Origin of the sequence: Hymenobacter metallicola, from assembly GCF_004745645.1 — a bacterium.
Classification (GTDB): Bacteria; Bacteroidota; Bacteroidia; order Cytophagales; family Hymenobacteraceae; genus Hymenobacter; species Hymenobacter metallicola.
Genome location: NZ_SRMB01000001.1, coordinates 2,217,415 through 2,230,675, shown reverse-complemented (window position 1 = coordinate 2,230,675; position 13,261 = coordinate 2,217,415). Strand labels below are relative to the sequence as shown.

Genomic DNA, 13,261 nt, shown 5'->3' with positions numbered 1-13,261 from the left:
GCCACGAACATGAGCCGCAGAAGGACGGCTTCGCGCTACTCGCCATGATGGCTGCTAGGCTAGCTAACCTTGGGGGCGGGCAGGTCGAAGGCTTCGGCATTGTGCTCGAAATGGCCTTTGTGCGAACCGTCGCAGAAGGGCTTATTGGCCGATAAGCCGCAGCGGCAGATGCTAACCCGTTCCCGGCCCGCCAAGCCGTAGGGCTTCCCCTGAGCGTCCACGATTTCAAAGTCGCCCTCTACGCGGAGTGAGCCGTTGCTTAGTACAGTTAGTTTAGTAGCCATGGGGTTGAAAAGTCAAAAGTGAAGAAGGAGAAGCAAAAAAACTGGCTGCGTTAATCCAGGCAGTTTCGGGTGGCGCAGGCCAGGGGGGTGTAAGTGGCCGACAAAATGGTCCAGGCATTGTTTTCGAACTTCCACATCAGCCAGTACTTGCCAATGATACGGTTCTTGCTCTTATCCTGGGTGTCGGTCCAGGCCTCGGCCCACTCGCCGGTTTCGTAGGCCAGCTGCCCCTGGTCACTCAGCTCCACGGTGGTGGTGCGGTTCATCCAGGTAATATCCGGGCGCTGCCGAAAGCGGGTGCGGAACCACTGCCGGGCTACGGCCTCGGAGCTGCGGCTGCCGCTGGCCGAGCACACGGTGATGCCCGGGTTAAACAGCCCATAAAACGCGGTGGTGTCGCGGCTGTTAAAGGCTTTGTTCCAGGTTTCACTCCGGGCCTTAATCAACTCGATGTGCTTTTGCTTTAGAATTTGCCCAACGCTCAATTGGCTGAAAAGCAGTAGAGTACAAACGACCAACAGGCGGCGCAAACGAGAAAGAGTAGAAATACCCATGCGGGAACTGAAAAGAAGTAGGCGCTAAGACTGCGCAATTACGCGAGTTCCTTGCGCATTACGTAGTCATTCATCCAATAAGGCCCGATGGCAATATCCTCCTCGCGGTGGCGCTGAAAGCCCAGGCGCTCATAAAAGGAAATAGCCGGGTTGTGCCGGTTTACGTTCAGTTCCAGGGTCTTGCCCCCGATTTGACGGGTAGCTTGTTCCACGGCCTCAATCAGGTTTTGCCCCAGGCCCTGGCCCTGGTGGGACGGCAGAATATAGATTTTGTGGAGCTTGAACAGCGCGTCGCCGGCGGGGAGACGGGAAAAGGATGCGTAGCCGGCCGGGTGGCCCTCGGCGTAGAGCAGCAGAAAGGTATGACCCTCCTCGCTCATCTGCCGCTGCAGAGAAGTAGGCGTATAAATCACGCGGTACATATACTCGATCTGATCCTTCGAAATAATGAAGCGGTAGGTCGGCTCCCACGTGGCTTCGGCCAGCTGGATAATCGTCGGAATATCGGCCAGCGTGGCGGGCTGAATGGTAATAGCAGTAGGCAGGGAAGCAGACATATGGTGCAAAAACGGCATTTTTTAGCGAAAAAACGAACCTCGACCGCGCCAAACCACGTTTTGGGCCAGAAATTGCCAAGAGGCACACGACGACTGCTTTCCCCGTCGTTCGTATACTTTCGCTCTGCACCCTGCCTTATGAAACGTTTCCTGCTTCCGATAAGCTTACTGGCCGTCATCCTCAGCACGACGATGCTGCAGGCCACGGCCCAGCAAAAATCTACCCCGGCCAAGAAGCAGCCCTCGGCCTCCACTCCCTCGGCCATCGAGCGGGACCTGGACGTGTTCAGCGACTGGGTTAACGACAAGTTGGACCGGGCCGAAGTGGGCGTGCGCCGCGAATTGCCCCGCATTAAAGAAGACTTCGAACGCCAGAGCAAGCGTCTGGACAAAGCCGTGGACAGCCTCTCGAGCCAGTCGAAGCGCGAGTACTCCACTCAGAAAAAGCGCTACCAGAACTGGGAGTCCAAGCAGGATAGCCTCGATGCTGCCGCCCGGGAGCCCGAAACCGCCAACACGGCCCAGCGCCGCCTGCTCAACGAGACGGTGACCATCAGTAAGGCCCGGGCCAACGAGCTGCCCGAGCTGTATCTGCACCTGCTGGAAAATACCCGCGAGCAGCGCCGCACCTGGACGCAAGCCGACTGGAGCGCCGCCGGTGCCGTGCTGGAGCGCCTGAATGCGCGCTACGAGCAGGTGCGCGAGCAACTGCCCCTGGAGGAGCGGGTCCGTATCCGTTCCTGGCAGGCCGAGTTCCGTACCCTGGAGAAGGCCCGCGACGTGAAGGACATCATGAAGGAATAAGCTGCCGGCGGTGGCCTTCCTCCCAAAAAGCGCCTCAACGGGCGCTTTTTGGCTTTCTAGGCTGCCACGCGCTGGCGGCGCAGCCACTCCCAGGCCGAGCTTACATCGTAGAACAGTTGGATGGGCAGATGCTGGGCTACCCGATCCGCAAACTCGATGCTGATGCCCTGGTTGTGCATATCGGGGGAGAAAACGTAGGCAAAGGCCCGCAGGCCACTTTCAATAGCCTGGGGCAGCCACTCGTATTCCAGCCACGGCAGCGCCTCCGACCATTCGCCCGTAGAGTCCGTTTTGTCGTTGAGCAGCAGCGGACAGCGGTACTGCTGCTGAACAGGACCCGCCGCAGTTGCCACCCGCACTACTTCTGCCCCGGTCAGGTTGCCCGTCCAGCGAATATAGAGAAGCTGCTGCTCGGGGTAAATCCGGAACGAGGCAATCGGCTGGCCATGTGCATCAAGCACGGTGCCCAAGTCGGTGTAGATAGTGGATAAGGTCGTCATGCAGAAAAGGGCGGGAGGTAGAGCAAACAAGAGCTGACAACGCTTCGCAAGCTAGGCCCCAGCGCCGGAAGCCGCCACCGGTGTAAGGCCAGGTTGCCGGGCGGCTCAGCAATGCGCAGTGTGTCCAAGCTGAAGCGCATTGGATAATTAAGATACTGATTTTAACGGACAGAGGCAATATGCTCAGCCGCCAAGTTAAGGTGCTCGGAGTTGGACGCTTTCCGCTACTTTTGTAGGCTCTTTTCTCGTTTCGCTACCGCACCCCGCTCATGCACATTGCAATCGTCGGCAACATTGGAGCCGGCAAAACCACGCTGGCTAATAAACTGGCGCATCATTTCAACTGGGAAGTTTTCCTGGAGGATGTCGACCACAACCCGTATCTGAAGGACTTCTACGACGATATGCCGCGCTGGGCATTTCACCTGCAGGTGTACTTTCTGAATAGCCGCTTCCGCCAGACGCAGCACATCAAAAAGCTGCAGAGTGCCAGCAAAGGCGTCATTCAGGACCGCACCATCTACGAGGACGCGCATATTTTCGCGGCCAACTTGCACGAGTCGGGCTTGATGAGCGACCGGGACCACCAAAACTACCTGGCCTTGTTCGAGTCGATGATCAGCATGGTGGACGCCCCGGATTTGCTCCTGTACCTGAAGGCCGATCTGCCCAAGCTTATTCAGCAGATCGAGAAGCGCAACCGCGACTACGAGAACAACATTAAGATTGAGTACCTCAAAAATCTGAACGAACACTACGAGCGGTGGATCAGCAACTACAAGTATGGCAAGCTGCTGATAGTGGACGTGAATAATCTCGATTACGTGAATAACCCCGAAGACCTCGGCGTTATTATCGACAAGATTAATAGTACGCTGTTCGGCTTGTTTTAGAGCCGGATATGGCAACCAAAAAGCCCCGCTGGTAAATCCAGCGGGGCTTTTTGTCTTTTTATAGCTGATGCGAAGGTGGACGCCTTAGGCTTCGGTCATGGCTTCGTTCAGAAACTGCACCCAGGGCTGCGCCGCTTGCCAGGCGGTAAGCACCTTAGCTGGGAAATCAGGGCGAAGCACTTCTTCATCGGCGAAGGAGCGCCACACAAAGAAGCTTTTCAGCCGCAGCCACTCAATATCCGGATCGTGGCGGTCGTAGCCTTTCGGGGCAGTACGCAGGCTTTGGCTCATGTCCAGGCCTTTCGGAAACTCGCGCAGCAGAGCCGGGGCCTGGCGCAGGCCGTGGAAAGTAGCGGGAGAGTAGTGGATTTCCTGGCGGATGCGGGCCAGCTGGGCGGGTTCGGGCAGCCAGCGGCCGGCGCCCACGTAGGTTTCGCCCCCGGGCTCCACGGCCACGAAATAGCCGGCCCAGGGACTATGACGGCCGCCGGGCTTGAGGCCCGAGCCCATGTGGCGCTTGTAGGGCTCGTCGCTCTGCTGAAACCGGTCGTTTTTATTGATGCGAAACATCACGTCGGAAGGTGTCAGGCCAGTTAGGCGCGGCTCGAAACGCTGGCTACCCTGAATTAACTCAGCCGTCAGCTCCGTGAAAATGGCTCGGGCTTTATGATAGTCGCCACGGTGGGCATCCATCCAGGTTTTGTGGTTGTTGGCGGCTAAGTCGCGTAGGAACGTCAGAAGGAATTCTCGATTCATAGGCTAGGCAAACACCAAAACCCGGAAAAAGCCGCCCTGGCTGCGCGAAAAACAATAAAAAAAACTCCGAAGTCCTGGGGGGTTCGGAGTTTGAGAATACCTGAAAAGTAAGCCCGGCCGCTAGCGGCGCTGCAGGGCCTGGGTATCGGGCGTATGCTTGCGGTTGTTCAAGGACCAGTCGAAGGGCAGAAACTCGACAGTGGCCGTGGGCTCGATCTTGTTGGCGGCGTAGCGGTTCAGGAAGGCAATAAGCTTGGGGCCTTCGCCAAACTCGGCGGCGTACCAGTCGAACAGGCTGGAAAGCCGCACCTGGGTGGGCGAAATCTGGTTCAGGGCGGGGCGGGCCAGGAACAAGCGCGCCTGCGCGTCGAGCTGCTGATTGAGGCGGGCTCCGTCGTAGGCTTCGTTAAGCAAGGGTGGGGAGGAAGAGGCCGCTGGAACCAGGGCGAAATGTACGCGGGGGTCCTGAAACTGGGCCCGCAAAATTTGCTTTTCAATGGCGTTGAGCGAGTACATCTTGCCCCCCACGTTCACGGCGTCGGCTTCCCATACCGTCTGGTAGCCTTTGAGCACCTTGACCCGAATTTCATTAATGCTGGCTACCGGGTAGTACTGCAGCACCGTGTAGATGGTGGCCGCATTGTACACATTCAGCCAGTAGGCTTCGGTTTCCGCTTTCGACCAGGTCGCGTCGGGAGCGGTTTTGCGCAGGCTCTGCAAGTAGCCATCGAGCTGGTCTTCGTCGTCCAGAAAGCTTTCGTAATCGACGTAGCCTTCCCGGGTGACGTGCTTCCGCAGCAGGTCGGTCCAGCTTGTGTGCAAGAAATGCGTGGGCGGGGTATCCTCTGCCTGCAGCTCAGCAGTGGGTAAGCTACTGGCAAACCACGTTAGCAGTGCCACTAGCCAGGTAAACGCAGAGGAATTTTTCATTTGCAGAATAGGTGTCGGAGGGAGGGCGGAACAGCAAAAGGTAGCCCGGCAAACCACCTTTAGCACAACTAGCTCTACTATGATGGCACAAAAAAGAGGCCAGATAAATTAGTAGAATTATTTGTGGTTTTAATTGCTTTTCAAAGCTACTATGATTTTGGCAGGCGACAAACTAAGGCCATAACTTTATGATATCCCATGAATTGGCTGATCTGGGTCGGTAGCCCGTTGAAAGGCCCGAATTGGCTTTCGAAGCTACCAGGAGAGGTGCTATTCTGCGCTTTTCTGCACCGTCAGCACGTCGCCCACGCGCAGCAAGCCCCGGCCGGGCCCAGTAGTGTTCAAGCCAAACATCACCTTGTTGCCCTGGGTGCGGTAGGGAGCCATAGTCCGCAGGGGTTCGGCCGATTTTTGGGCGGTTTCCTGATTGATGGTCGTGACGACGCAGCGGCCGCAGGGCCGCACGCCCCGAAAGGGCAGCTCGCCGATCTGGAATTCCCGCCAGGTGTCTTCCGCGTAGGGCGCTCCCCCGGTAAATACCAGGTTGGGCCGAAACCGGTCCATGGGCACGGGCTGGGCCAGGCGGGAGTTCAGCTCGGCCAGCGACGCCTCCCCAATCACGAGAAAGGGATACGCATCGGCGAAGCTTACGTGGCCGGCCACCTCACCCCCGTCGGTGCCCCGCATCACCATGTCCGACATGTACACCAGCTTGCAGACCCGGCCCAGGGCCTCGGTTAGCCAAGCGTCGGCCTCCGGAGCGCCCCGCCAGGCGAATACCATATCATCCCAGATGGTCACAAACAAGGTGCGCTCGGGCGTCGCTTCAAAAGGAATGTAGAGCGGCAGCAAGTCGGGGCGGGCCGAGTGAACCAGCAGAAAGCCATTGTAGGCAGGTTGTACTTTGAGCAGGGCCATGTCGGCCGTCTGGCGCTGGGTCATGAACTGGTTGCGCTCATCCACAATCAGCCAGCGGCGGTCGTGGCGCAAACCACGGGCTTCTACTACGGCTTCGGTAACGCGAATTCCCCCTAATGACTTAACGGGGTATAGGTACAGGTCGGAAAGAACAAGGGAGGCAGACATGCCCCAAAGGTAAGCAGCCCAGCGGTGGGGTGAAGGCTGGGTTAGGAATTCCTTGCCGGTTAGTAAGGGTGTGGACGAGGCCGCCGGGAAAGGAAACGAACCTGCCAAACTTCCCGGCATTTCCGCAACCTGCTAGTGCAAAGGGCGTTTTTTAATGACGCCGCCTTTGGTTTCTTTCACGCTGTGCATAACCAGAAACGCACTGCGGTCAATTTTCTCGACTTCATCGGTGAGGCGGCCCAGCTCCAGGCGGGTAATAACGGTGAAGACAATGTCGACGGCCTGGGGCAGCTCACCGCGCACGCCGTAGCCACGCTTGCCGCTGTAAACGGTAGCGCCCCGGCCGAGCTTTTCGGTAATCATGCGGCGAATAGCGTCGCTGCGGCCCGATACGATGGTGACGCCGGTGTATTCCTCGATGCCGTCGATAATGAAGTCGATGGTTTTGGAAGCTGCCAGGTAGGCCAGAATCGAATAAAGGGCCGTTTCGAAGGACAGTACCACGGCGGCCACCACAAAAATCAGGATGTTGAGGCCCAGGATGATGTCGCCGATAGTCAGGCTGGTTTTCTTGCTCAGGTACACGGCCAGGATTTCCGTGCCGTCGAGCACCCCGCCGCCCCGCATGGCCAGCCCGATGCCGGCGCCCAGGAAAAAGCCCCCAAAGACGGAAATCAGCAGCTTGTCCTGGGTTAGGATGGGAAAGGAAACGACGACCAGCACCCCAGCTAAGCCCAGAATCGTGAGCAGGGTTTTGAAGGCAAAGAGCCGGTCTATCTGGAAATAGCCCAGCACCACGAAGGGAATATTGATGAGTACGATGAGCAGGGGCAGGGGCAGACCAAAAACCCGGGCTATCAGCAGGGAAATGCCCGTAACGCCCCCGTCGATGAAGCCGTTGGGCAGCAGAAACCCTTTCAGGCCCAAAGCCGCCGAGAAGATGCCGGCAATCAGAAACGCCACGTTGGTGAGCTGCCGCCGCCACAGGCGCCGGTTGCGCAGCGCGGCCAGAGCCCGGGGCGGCCGGCGCCGGCGGCGCGGCGGGGTGGAGCGCGGCTGCTTGCGGAGCTTGTCGAGCATGATGAGCTGGGGAATGAGCATGTGCTTAAGGCTTCTTTACTGTTGAGTACGCCGCAACAGGCCAGACGTTGGCGCCAATAAGTTTTCAGCTAGCCTGACAGAACCAGTATGGGCACCGGTTTGGGTAGTACGAAGGGCATACAAAAAAGCAACGACCGGGGCCGTTGCTTTTTTGTAGGACAAGCTTCTAAAACAGCTTACTGGCCTGAGCTGCTGCCTTTCGGCGCTTGCTGAGCGGCCAGTTGTACCGCTTTGTAGAGGTTGATTACCCCACCGGTGCTCGAGAGCTGGGTGAAGTCCACGGTTTTCTTGTCGCCGGGCACGGGTACTTTGGTATGCACCGGCTGGGCCGACTGCATAATGATGCGCTTCAAGTCGGTGGCCGTGAGCTGGGGGAAGTACGACTTGAGCACTGCCGCTACGCCGGCCACGGTGGGCGCGGCCATGCTGGTGCCACTTTCGTTGCCGTATTTGCTGCCCGGCATGGTCGAATAAATGCCTACGCCGGGGGCGAATACGTCGACTTTCTTGCCGTAGTTGGAGAAATTGGCCGTCAGCTGCTCGTCGTTGGTGCTGCCCGAGGCGCCCACCGTAATAAAGTTCGGGTAGGCGGTGCCTGCCAGGGGCACCGGGGCCGGGTAGTGGGTCACCACGTCCACGTTCTTGGATTCGTTGCCGGCCGCGTGCACCAGCAGCACGCCCTTGGAGCCGGCGTAGCGGATGGCTTCTTCCACGGCCGCACGGTGGGGCGAGTAGTACTTGCCAAAGCTCATGTTGATAATCTGGGCGCCGTTGTCAACGGCGTAGCGAATGGCGTTGGCTACATCCTTGTCGTGCTCGTCGCCGTTGGGCACGGCCCGCACGCCCATGATGCGCACCGAAGCGCCGGCCACGCCCTGAATACCGAGGTTATTGTCGCGGTCGGCGGCAATGATGCCGGCCACGTGGGTGCCGTGCAGGGCGTCGGGGCCGGTAATGTCGGGGTTGCCGTAGTTGCGGTCCTTTACGTTATCCTCGTCGTCGCCGACCACCGCACGGGGCTTGAAGTCGGGGTTGAGCGAGTATTTCAGGTGTTTCTCGGTTTCAGTAGTGGCTTCCTGAATCTGCTTTACCACGGCGTCCATATCGGGCAGCCCCGAGGCTTTCAGGCTTTCGTAGAGCTGGGAAGTAAGCCCAATAAGGCGGGCATCGGGGTTCTTCACCGGCGGACGGCGTAGCACGGCCGTATCGACGCGCTCGACGCCCAGCACGGCTTTGAGCTGCTCGTTGATGCCAGCGAGGCTTTCTCCCAGGGGCTTGTATTCTTCGAGCTGCTTTTTCTCGTCCTCCACCTTCTCGGCGTAGTCCTTCTTCACCTTCTGGTAGAGGTCGTACTCGGCGCGCTTGGCGGCGGGCACGGAGGTCCGGGCTTTGCCTTCGTAGAGGGGCTTAAGCTTGGCAACCAGGCGGGTTTCCTCGTAGAGGTCCACGTCCACGTTGCGGCCGTCTTTGCCACCCAGAAAGTTCCAGCCGTGGATGTCATCCACGTAGCCGTTCTTATCGTCGTCGATGCCGTTGCCGACAATTTCCTTGGGATTTTTCCACAGCACCCGCTTCAAATCCTCGTGGGTGGTGTCGATGCCCGCGTCGATAACGGCCACCAGCACGGGCGAGGCGGTCCGGTTTTTCAGCAGTTCCTCGTAGGTGCGCTGGGTGCTGATGCCCATTACCTTGTCCTTCTGCGGGTCGAGGTGGGTCCACTGCTGCACCGCGGCCGGGGGCGTAGTGGCCGAGGCAGCACTTTGCGCGAAAGAAGCGGCCGGCACGAGTAGTGCCAGACCCAGGGAAGTCAGAAATGAAGGGGGAAATGCGCTCATGCAGCAGGATGTGTCGGGAAGAAGATGCGGGGAAAGATAGGCTACTGACGCCAATTCGCTTGAACCGTTGCCGCGTCAGCCGGTTTTCAGCTCCAAACCATTTCCGTACCACTATATGTTCCCGCAAGAGTAGTTAGTGGTGATGCCGCTACAGACGCTCTGCAAAAAGGGCGTCATGTTGAGCACAGCGAGGCATGACAAATAAAGCCCAACTTCAAAACCCGCTTACCTTTACTGCCCTTTCTTTCACGTGTCCTTGCTCATGCGTCTGACCCGCCTTCGCGCCGCTGTTCTAGCTTTTCTGCTTGCCAACTCTGCCTTATCCTTAACTGAAGCCCAAGCCCAGGCGCCCAAAACCTACACCTCCTCGGAAATTCTGCTGGGCCTTAAAAAGCTCAACGTGCTGGGCTCGGTGCTGTATATGGCGGCCCACCCCGACGACGAAAACACCCGCCTGATTGCCTACATGGCCAACGGGCGCCTGCTGGAAACCGGCTACCTGAGCTGCACCCGCGGCGACGGGGGCCAGAACCTCATCGGCCCCGAGCTGCGCGAGCAGCTCGGCGTCATCCGCACCCAGGAGCTGCTCGCGGCCCGCCGCATCGACGGGGGGCGGCAGTTTTTCACTCGGGCCAACGACTTCGGCTTCAGCAAAACCGCCGAGGAAACCTTCACTATCTGGGACAAGGAGCAGGTCCTGGCCGACATGGTGTGGGTGATTCGGCAGCGCCGGCCCGACGTGCTCATTACCCGCTTCCCGCCCGACGCCCGCGCCGGCCACGGCCACCACACGGCCTCCGCCATCCTGGCCGCCGAAGCCTTCGACGCCGCTGGCGACCCCAAGCGCTTCCCCGAACAGCTCAAGTATGTGCAGGTGTGGCAGCCCAAGCGCCTGTTCTGGAATACCGGCTCCTTCTTCGTGAAGCCCGGCGAAAACATGGACGGCTACCTCCGGCTCGACGCCGGTGGCTACAATCCGCTGCTGGGCCAGAGCTACGGCGAAATTGCCGCCCGCAGCCGCTCCCAGCACAAAAGCCAGGGCTTCGGCTCGGCTGCTACCCGCGGCGAGGCCCTGGAATATTTGCAGCAGGTGAAAGGCGACAAAGCCAGCAAAGACCCTTTTGAGGGTATCGATATGAGCTGGAACCGGGTGAAAGGTGGCGCAGCCGTGGGCAAACTCGTTGAGGAGGCGATTCGCAAGTATGATTCGGGCAACCCGAGTGGGAGTGTGGCAGGGCTGCTGAAGGTGCGGGCTTCACTAATGAAGCTGAATGTAGAGTCGCTTTCGAAAGAAGAATTCTGGGTTCAGCAAAAAGAGAAACAAGTCAATGAGTTGATCCGCGCCTCACTCGGGCTGTATTTGGAAGCAGTGGCTAATAATCCTAGTGTAGTGGTGGGCGAAAACGTGCCGCTTACACTTGAGGTAACCTCGCGTTTCATACCGTCAGGGCAGACGCCAAAAGCTGAGTTGGTTAGTGTTGCGTACGTAGGCCAAGAATTTGCCGTAACTACAGTTGGCAAAGAAGATAAACTACCCTTTGGGCGTCAATCGTTGCTTAAGAGAGAGGTTGTATTTAGTGCTGCTGATTCGGTAACCTCCCAACCTTATTGGTTGAATACGAGAGGTTCAATCGGGATGTACAATGTAAAGGAACAGCAAGAGTGTGGACAACCCGAAAATGATCCGAGCATTGAGGTGTCCTTTGAATTTTTAATTGGTGGCCAGTCCATAGAGTACACCGTCCCCGTCCAATACAAAAGCACCGACCCGGTAGAAGGGGAGAAGTACCGCCCCCTTACCGTGGTGCCGCCCGTGGCCGTCAACATCGGGGGCCGGGCCTACGTCTTCGCCGACAACACCCCCAAAACCATTCCCGTGACCCTGCGCGCCGGCCGCGCCGGCGTGAAAGGCTCCCTGGCCCTGACCCTGCCCGCCGGCTGGAAAGCCACGCCCGCCACCGCCAGCTTCGATCTGGCCGCCAAAGACGCCGAGCAAACCGTCTTCTTCCAGGTGCAGCCCGGCGCTGGCGCCGCCGAGGGCAAGTCGGAAGTACGCGCCGTGGCCACCGTCGACGGCCAGCAATATTCCCGCGGCTACCAGGTGATTCAGTACAACCACATCCCGACCCAGACCCTCTTCCCCGAAGCCGTGGCCCCGCTCGTCAAGCTGGACCTCAAGCGCAAAGGCCAGGAAATCGGCTACCTGATGGGCGCCGGCGACGAAGTGCCCGACGCCCTGCGCCAGATTGGCTACAACGTGACCCTGCTCAAGCCCGAGGATATCAGCGCCGACTACCTGCGCCGCTTCGACGCGGTGGTGCTCGGCGTGCGGGCCTACAATACGGTGGCCCAACTGCGCAACCTGCAGCCCAACCTACTCAAGTACGTGGAAAACGGGGGCAACGTGGTGGTGCAGTACGTGGTGAACCGCGGCACGGTGCTGCCCGAAATTGGGCCCTACCCGCTGAAGCTGAGCGCTGACCGGGTGACGGTCGAAAACGCCGCCGTGACTTTGCTCAATCCCAAGCAGCCCTTGCTCAACACGCCCAACAAGATTACCAGCAAGGATTTCGAAGGCTGGCAGCAGGAGCAGGGCCTGTACTATCCCAGCTCCTGGGACCCCAAATACCAAACCGTCATCAGCAGCCACGACCCCGGCGAAGCGGCCAAGGAAAGCGCCATTCTGGTAGCCGACTACGGCAAGGGCCACTACATCTACACCGGTCTGAGCCTCTTCCGCGAGTTGCCAGCCGGCGTCCCCGGCGCCTACCGTTTGCTCACCAACATGGTGTCGTTGGGCAAGTAGCGGCAAGGTGCTAATTCCCAACGTGTCCTTGCGAGGAGGCACGACATTCCGCGCATCAAGCGGCGTCAATCCGTCCGCTGCAAAGGACCAAGTGACCTTTACCCAGAAAGCCCTAACGCCTGAGCAGACGGTAGGGCTTTTCAGTTCAGAAGGCTCCGCACATTCCAGAGGACGGATGGCTTCGTGCCTCGCAACGACATAGACAAATGGTAAAGGTGGCGAAGCGCCCAAAGGAACGATACTGCTCCCAGTTGCCGTTGCAGGGCTCAACAGGATAACTTTACCGGCCCCGCTTCCCACCCATTGCCTGCCTATGCCCAACCCCGCGCTACTCACTTCCCGTCAGTTTCTGCGTCTTACCCTTGTATTGCTGCCCGCTTGTGCCCTGCTGATTGTCTTTTTTGACCAGGCACTGGCCTTATTTGTCCACCAGCATTGCGCGCGTTTACAGCCCTTTTTCGCCTCGCTCACCAGCACCGCCGACCAGCTTCACGAGGCCAGTAAAACCCATTTGCTAGGCATTCCGGCTATTTTCCTGTTACTGGGGTTGGCCTATGTGCTAAGCCGCTGGTGGTGGAAAAGCCCGGCCGCCGGCCTGTACCTGGTGCTGCTCCTAACCCACGAAATGAGCATGGTAGCGGCCCGGGTGCTAAAGGGCGTGTTGCTGCGGCTGCGGCCGGCCGCCTTGTTTGCCGGCTCCTATCACGACCTGGGCTTTGGCCACCCCGGCCCCCATACCGGTTCGTTTCCCTCGACCCACACGGCCGTGTACTGCAGCTTGTTTGTGCCGTTGGCCGTAGCTTTCCCGCGGCACCGTCTGCCACTGCTGGTTTTTCCGCTGCTCATCGGCATTGGCCGGCTGGTGCTCGATATGCACTATCTCTCCGACGTGCTGTTTTCGGTCTGGCTCGTGATGCTCTTCACCTTCCTGGCCGGGCAGCTGGCCCAATTGCCCGCCGTAGCCGGCCCGCAAGCAGCGTTGGCTCGAAATTAGCGTCTGTACCTTGCAGGTAGAAGGCTAGATCCGTTAAGTTTTCCGGCTTCTGGTGAAGGCTATGCTGGCTGCTTACCTAATCCTAATAATTCCTACCCACATCCAACGGCAGGAAACTATCTTGCTGCCCCAATCCGCCCACCACATTGCCTGCTTCCTTG

13 protein-coding genes are annotated in these 13,261 nt (G+C 58.9%); 4 read left to right on the top strand and 9 right to left on the bottom strand.

Annotation, left to right across the window (positions count from 1 at the left end):
* Positions 1-59: 59 nt before the first annotated feature.
* From E5K02_RS09415 to E5K02_RS09405, 3 genes are read right to left on the bottom strand one after another with little or no spacing between them, the layout of a single operon-like run.
* The gene (locus E5K02_RS09415) at positions 60-284 is read right to left on the bottom strand and encodes a CDGSH iron-sulfur domain-containing protein (protein WP_135394315.1); all 225 of its coding nucleotides are present in this window, start codon (positions 282-284) and stop codon (positions 60-62) included.
* Between the two features lie 50 nt (positions 285-334).
* A complete protein-coding gene (locus tag E5K02_RS09410; RefSeq protein WP_135394313.1) occupies positions 335-838 on the bottom strand; it encodes a YybH family protein in 504 nt (167 codons plus the stop codon).
* A 38-nt stretch (positions 839-876) separates the two neighbouring features.
* A complete protein-coding gene (locus E5K02_RS09405) occupies positions 877-1,395 on the bottom strand; it encodes a GNAT family N-acetyltransferase (RefSeq protein WP_135394311.1) in 519 nt (172 codons plus the stop codon).
* A gap of 138 nt (positions 1,396-1,533) precedes the next feature.
* On the opposite strand from E5K02_RS09405, the gene E5K02_RS09400 reads away from it, so the two are divergent.
* A complete protein-coding gene (locus tag E5K02_RS09400) occupies positions 1,534-2,199 on the top strand; it encodes a DUF6565 domain-containing protein (protein ID WP_135394309.1) in 666 nt (221 codons plus the stop codon).
* 56 nt (positions 2,200-2,255) lie between these two features.
* On the opposite strand, the gene E5K02_RS09395 is transcribed toward E5K02_RS09400, so the two are convergent.
* Positions 2,256-2,699, bottom strand: coding sequence for a hypothetical protein (locus E5K02_RS09395; RefSeq protein WP_135394307.1), 444 nt, complete (start codon positions 2,697-2,699; stop codon positions 2,256-2,258).
* A 269-nt stretch (positions 2,700-2,968) separates the two neighbouring features.
* Between E5K02_RS09395 and E5K02_RS09390 the strand changes: the two genes are divergently transcribed.
* Positions 2,969-3,592, top strand: coding sequence for a deoxynucleoside kinase (locus E5K02_RS09390; protein ID WP_135394305.1), 624 nt, complete (start codon positions 2,969-2,971; stop codon positions 3,590-3,592).
* Positions 3,593-3,676: 84 nt separating this feature from the next.
* Here E5K02_RS09390 and E5K02_RS09385 read toward each other — a convergent pair whose 3' ends face one another.
* The 5 genes from E5K02_RS09385 to E5K02_RS09365 form a co-directional block, all read right to left on the bottom strand.
* Positions 3,677-4,348, bottom strand: coding sequence for a DUF2461 domain-containing protein (locus E5K02_RS09385; RefSeq protein ID WP_135394303.1), 672 nt, complete (start codon positions 4,346-4,348; stop codon positions 3,677-3,679).
* 120 nt (positions 4,349-4,468) lie between these two features.
* On the bottom strand, positions 4,469-5,278 hold the full coding sequence (locus E5K02_RS09380; protein ID WP_135394301.1) for a DUF547 domain-containing protein: 810 nt from the start codon (positions 5,276-5,278) through the stop codon (positions 4,469-4,471).
* A gap of 270 nt (positions 5,279-5,548) precedes the next feature.
* Positions 5,549-6,364, bottom strand: coding sequence for an MOSC domain-containing protein (locus E5K02_RS09375; RefSeq protein ID WP_135394299.1), 816 nt, complete (start codon positions 6,362-6,364; stop codon positions 5,549-5,551).
* A 132-nt stretch (positions 6,365-6,496) separates the two neighbouring features.
* Positions 6,497-7,465, bottom strand: coding sequence for a YitT family protein (locus tag E5K02_RS09370; protein WP_135394297.1), 969 nt, complete (start codon positions 7,463-7,465; stop codon positions 6,497-6,499).
* A gap of 176 nt (positions 7,466-7,641) precedes the next feature.
* Positions 7,642-9,300, bottom strand: coding sequence for a S8 family peptidase (locus E5K02_RS09365; protein WP_135394295.1), 1,659 nt, complete (start codon positions 9,298-9,300; stop codon positions 7,642-7,644).
* A gap of 262 nt (positions 9,301-9,562) precedes the next feature.
* Here E5K02_RS09365 and E5K02_RS09360 point away from each other — a divergent pair, with 262 nt between their 5' ends.
* The gene (locus tag E5K02_RS09360) at positions 9,563-12,106 is read left to right on the top strand and encodes a PIG-L family deacetylase (protein WP_135394293.1); all 2,544 of its coding nucleotides are present in this window, start codon (positions 9,563-9,565) and stop codon (positions 12,104-12,106) included.
* Positions 12,107-12,419: 313 nt separating this feature from the next.
* Complete coding sequence (locus E5K02_RS09355) at positions 12,420-13,100, top strand: phosphatase PAP2 family protein (protein WP_135394291.1); 681 nt, start codon at positions 12,420-12,422, stop codon at positions 13,098-13,100.
* Positions 13,101-13,261: the final 161 nt, after the last annotated feature.

Coding starts and splice junctions, on each gene's coding strand:
- E5K02_RS09390 (WP_135394305.1), top strand. CDS start 2,969: ATGCACATTGCAATCGTCGGCAACATTGGAGCCGGCAAAACCACGCTG.
- E5K02_RS09380 (WP_135394301.1), bottom strand. CDS start 5,278: ATGAAAAATTCCTCTGCGTTTACCTGGCTAGTGGCACTGCTAACGTGG.
- E5K02_RS09415 (WP_135394315.1), bottom strand. CDS start 284: ATGGCTACTAAACTAACTGTACTAAGCAACGGCTCACTCCGCGTAGAG.
- E5K02_RS09410 (WP_135394313.1), bottom strand. CDS start 838: ATGGGTATTTCTACTCTTTCTCGTTTGCGCCGCCTGTTGGTCGTTTGT.
- E5K02_RS09400 (WP_135394309.1), top strand. CDS start 1,534: ATGAAACGTTTCCTGCTTCCGATAAGCTTACTGGCCGTCATCCTCAGC.
- E5K02_RS09375 (WP_135394299.1), bottom strand. CDS start 6,364: ATGTCTGCCTCCCTTGTTCTTTCCGACCTGTACCTATACCCCGTTAAG.
- E5K02_RS09405 (WP_135394311.1), bottom strand. CDS start 1,395: ATGTCTGCTTCCCTGCCTACTGCTATTACCATTCAGCCCGCCACGCTG.
- E5K02_RS09370 (WP_135394297.1), bottom strand. CDS start 7,465: ATGCTCATTCCCCAGCTCATCATGCTCGACAAGCTCCGCAAGCAGCCG.
- E5K02_RS09360 (WP_135394293.1), top strand. CDS start 9,563: ATGCGTCTGACCCGCCTTCGCGCCGCTGTTCTAGCTTTTCTGCTTGCC.
- E5K02_RS09355 (WP_135394291.1), top strand. CDS start 12,420: ATGCCCAACCCCGCGCTACTCACTTCCCGTCAGTTTCTGCGTCTTACC.
- E5K02_RS09395 (WP_135394307.1), bottom strand. CDS start 2,699: ATGACGACCTTATCCACTATCTACACCGACTTGGGCACCGTGCTTGAT.
- E5K02_RS09385 (WP_135394303.1), bottom strand. CDS start 4,348: ATGAATCGAGAATTCCTTCTGACGTTCCTACGCGACTTAGCCGCCAAC.
- E5K02_RS09365 (WP_135394295.1), bottom strand. CDS start 9,300: ATGAGCGCATTTCCCCCTTCATTTCTGACTTCCCTGGGTCTGGCACTA.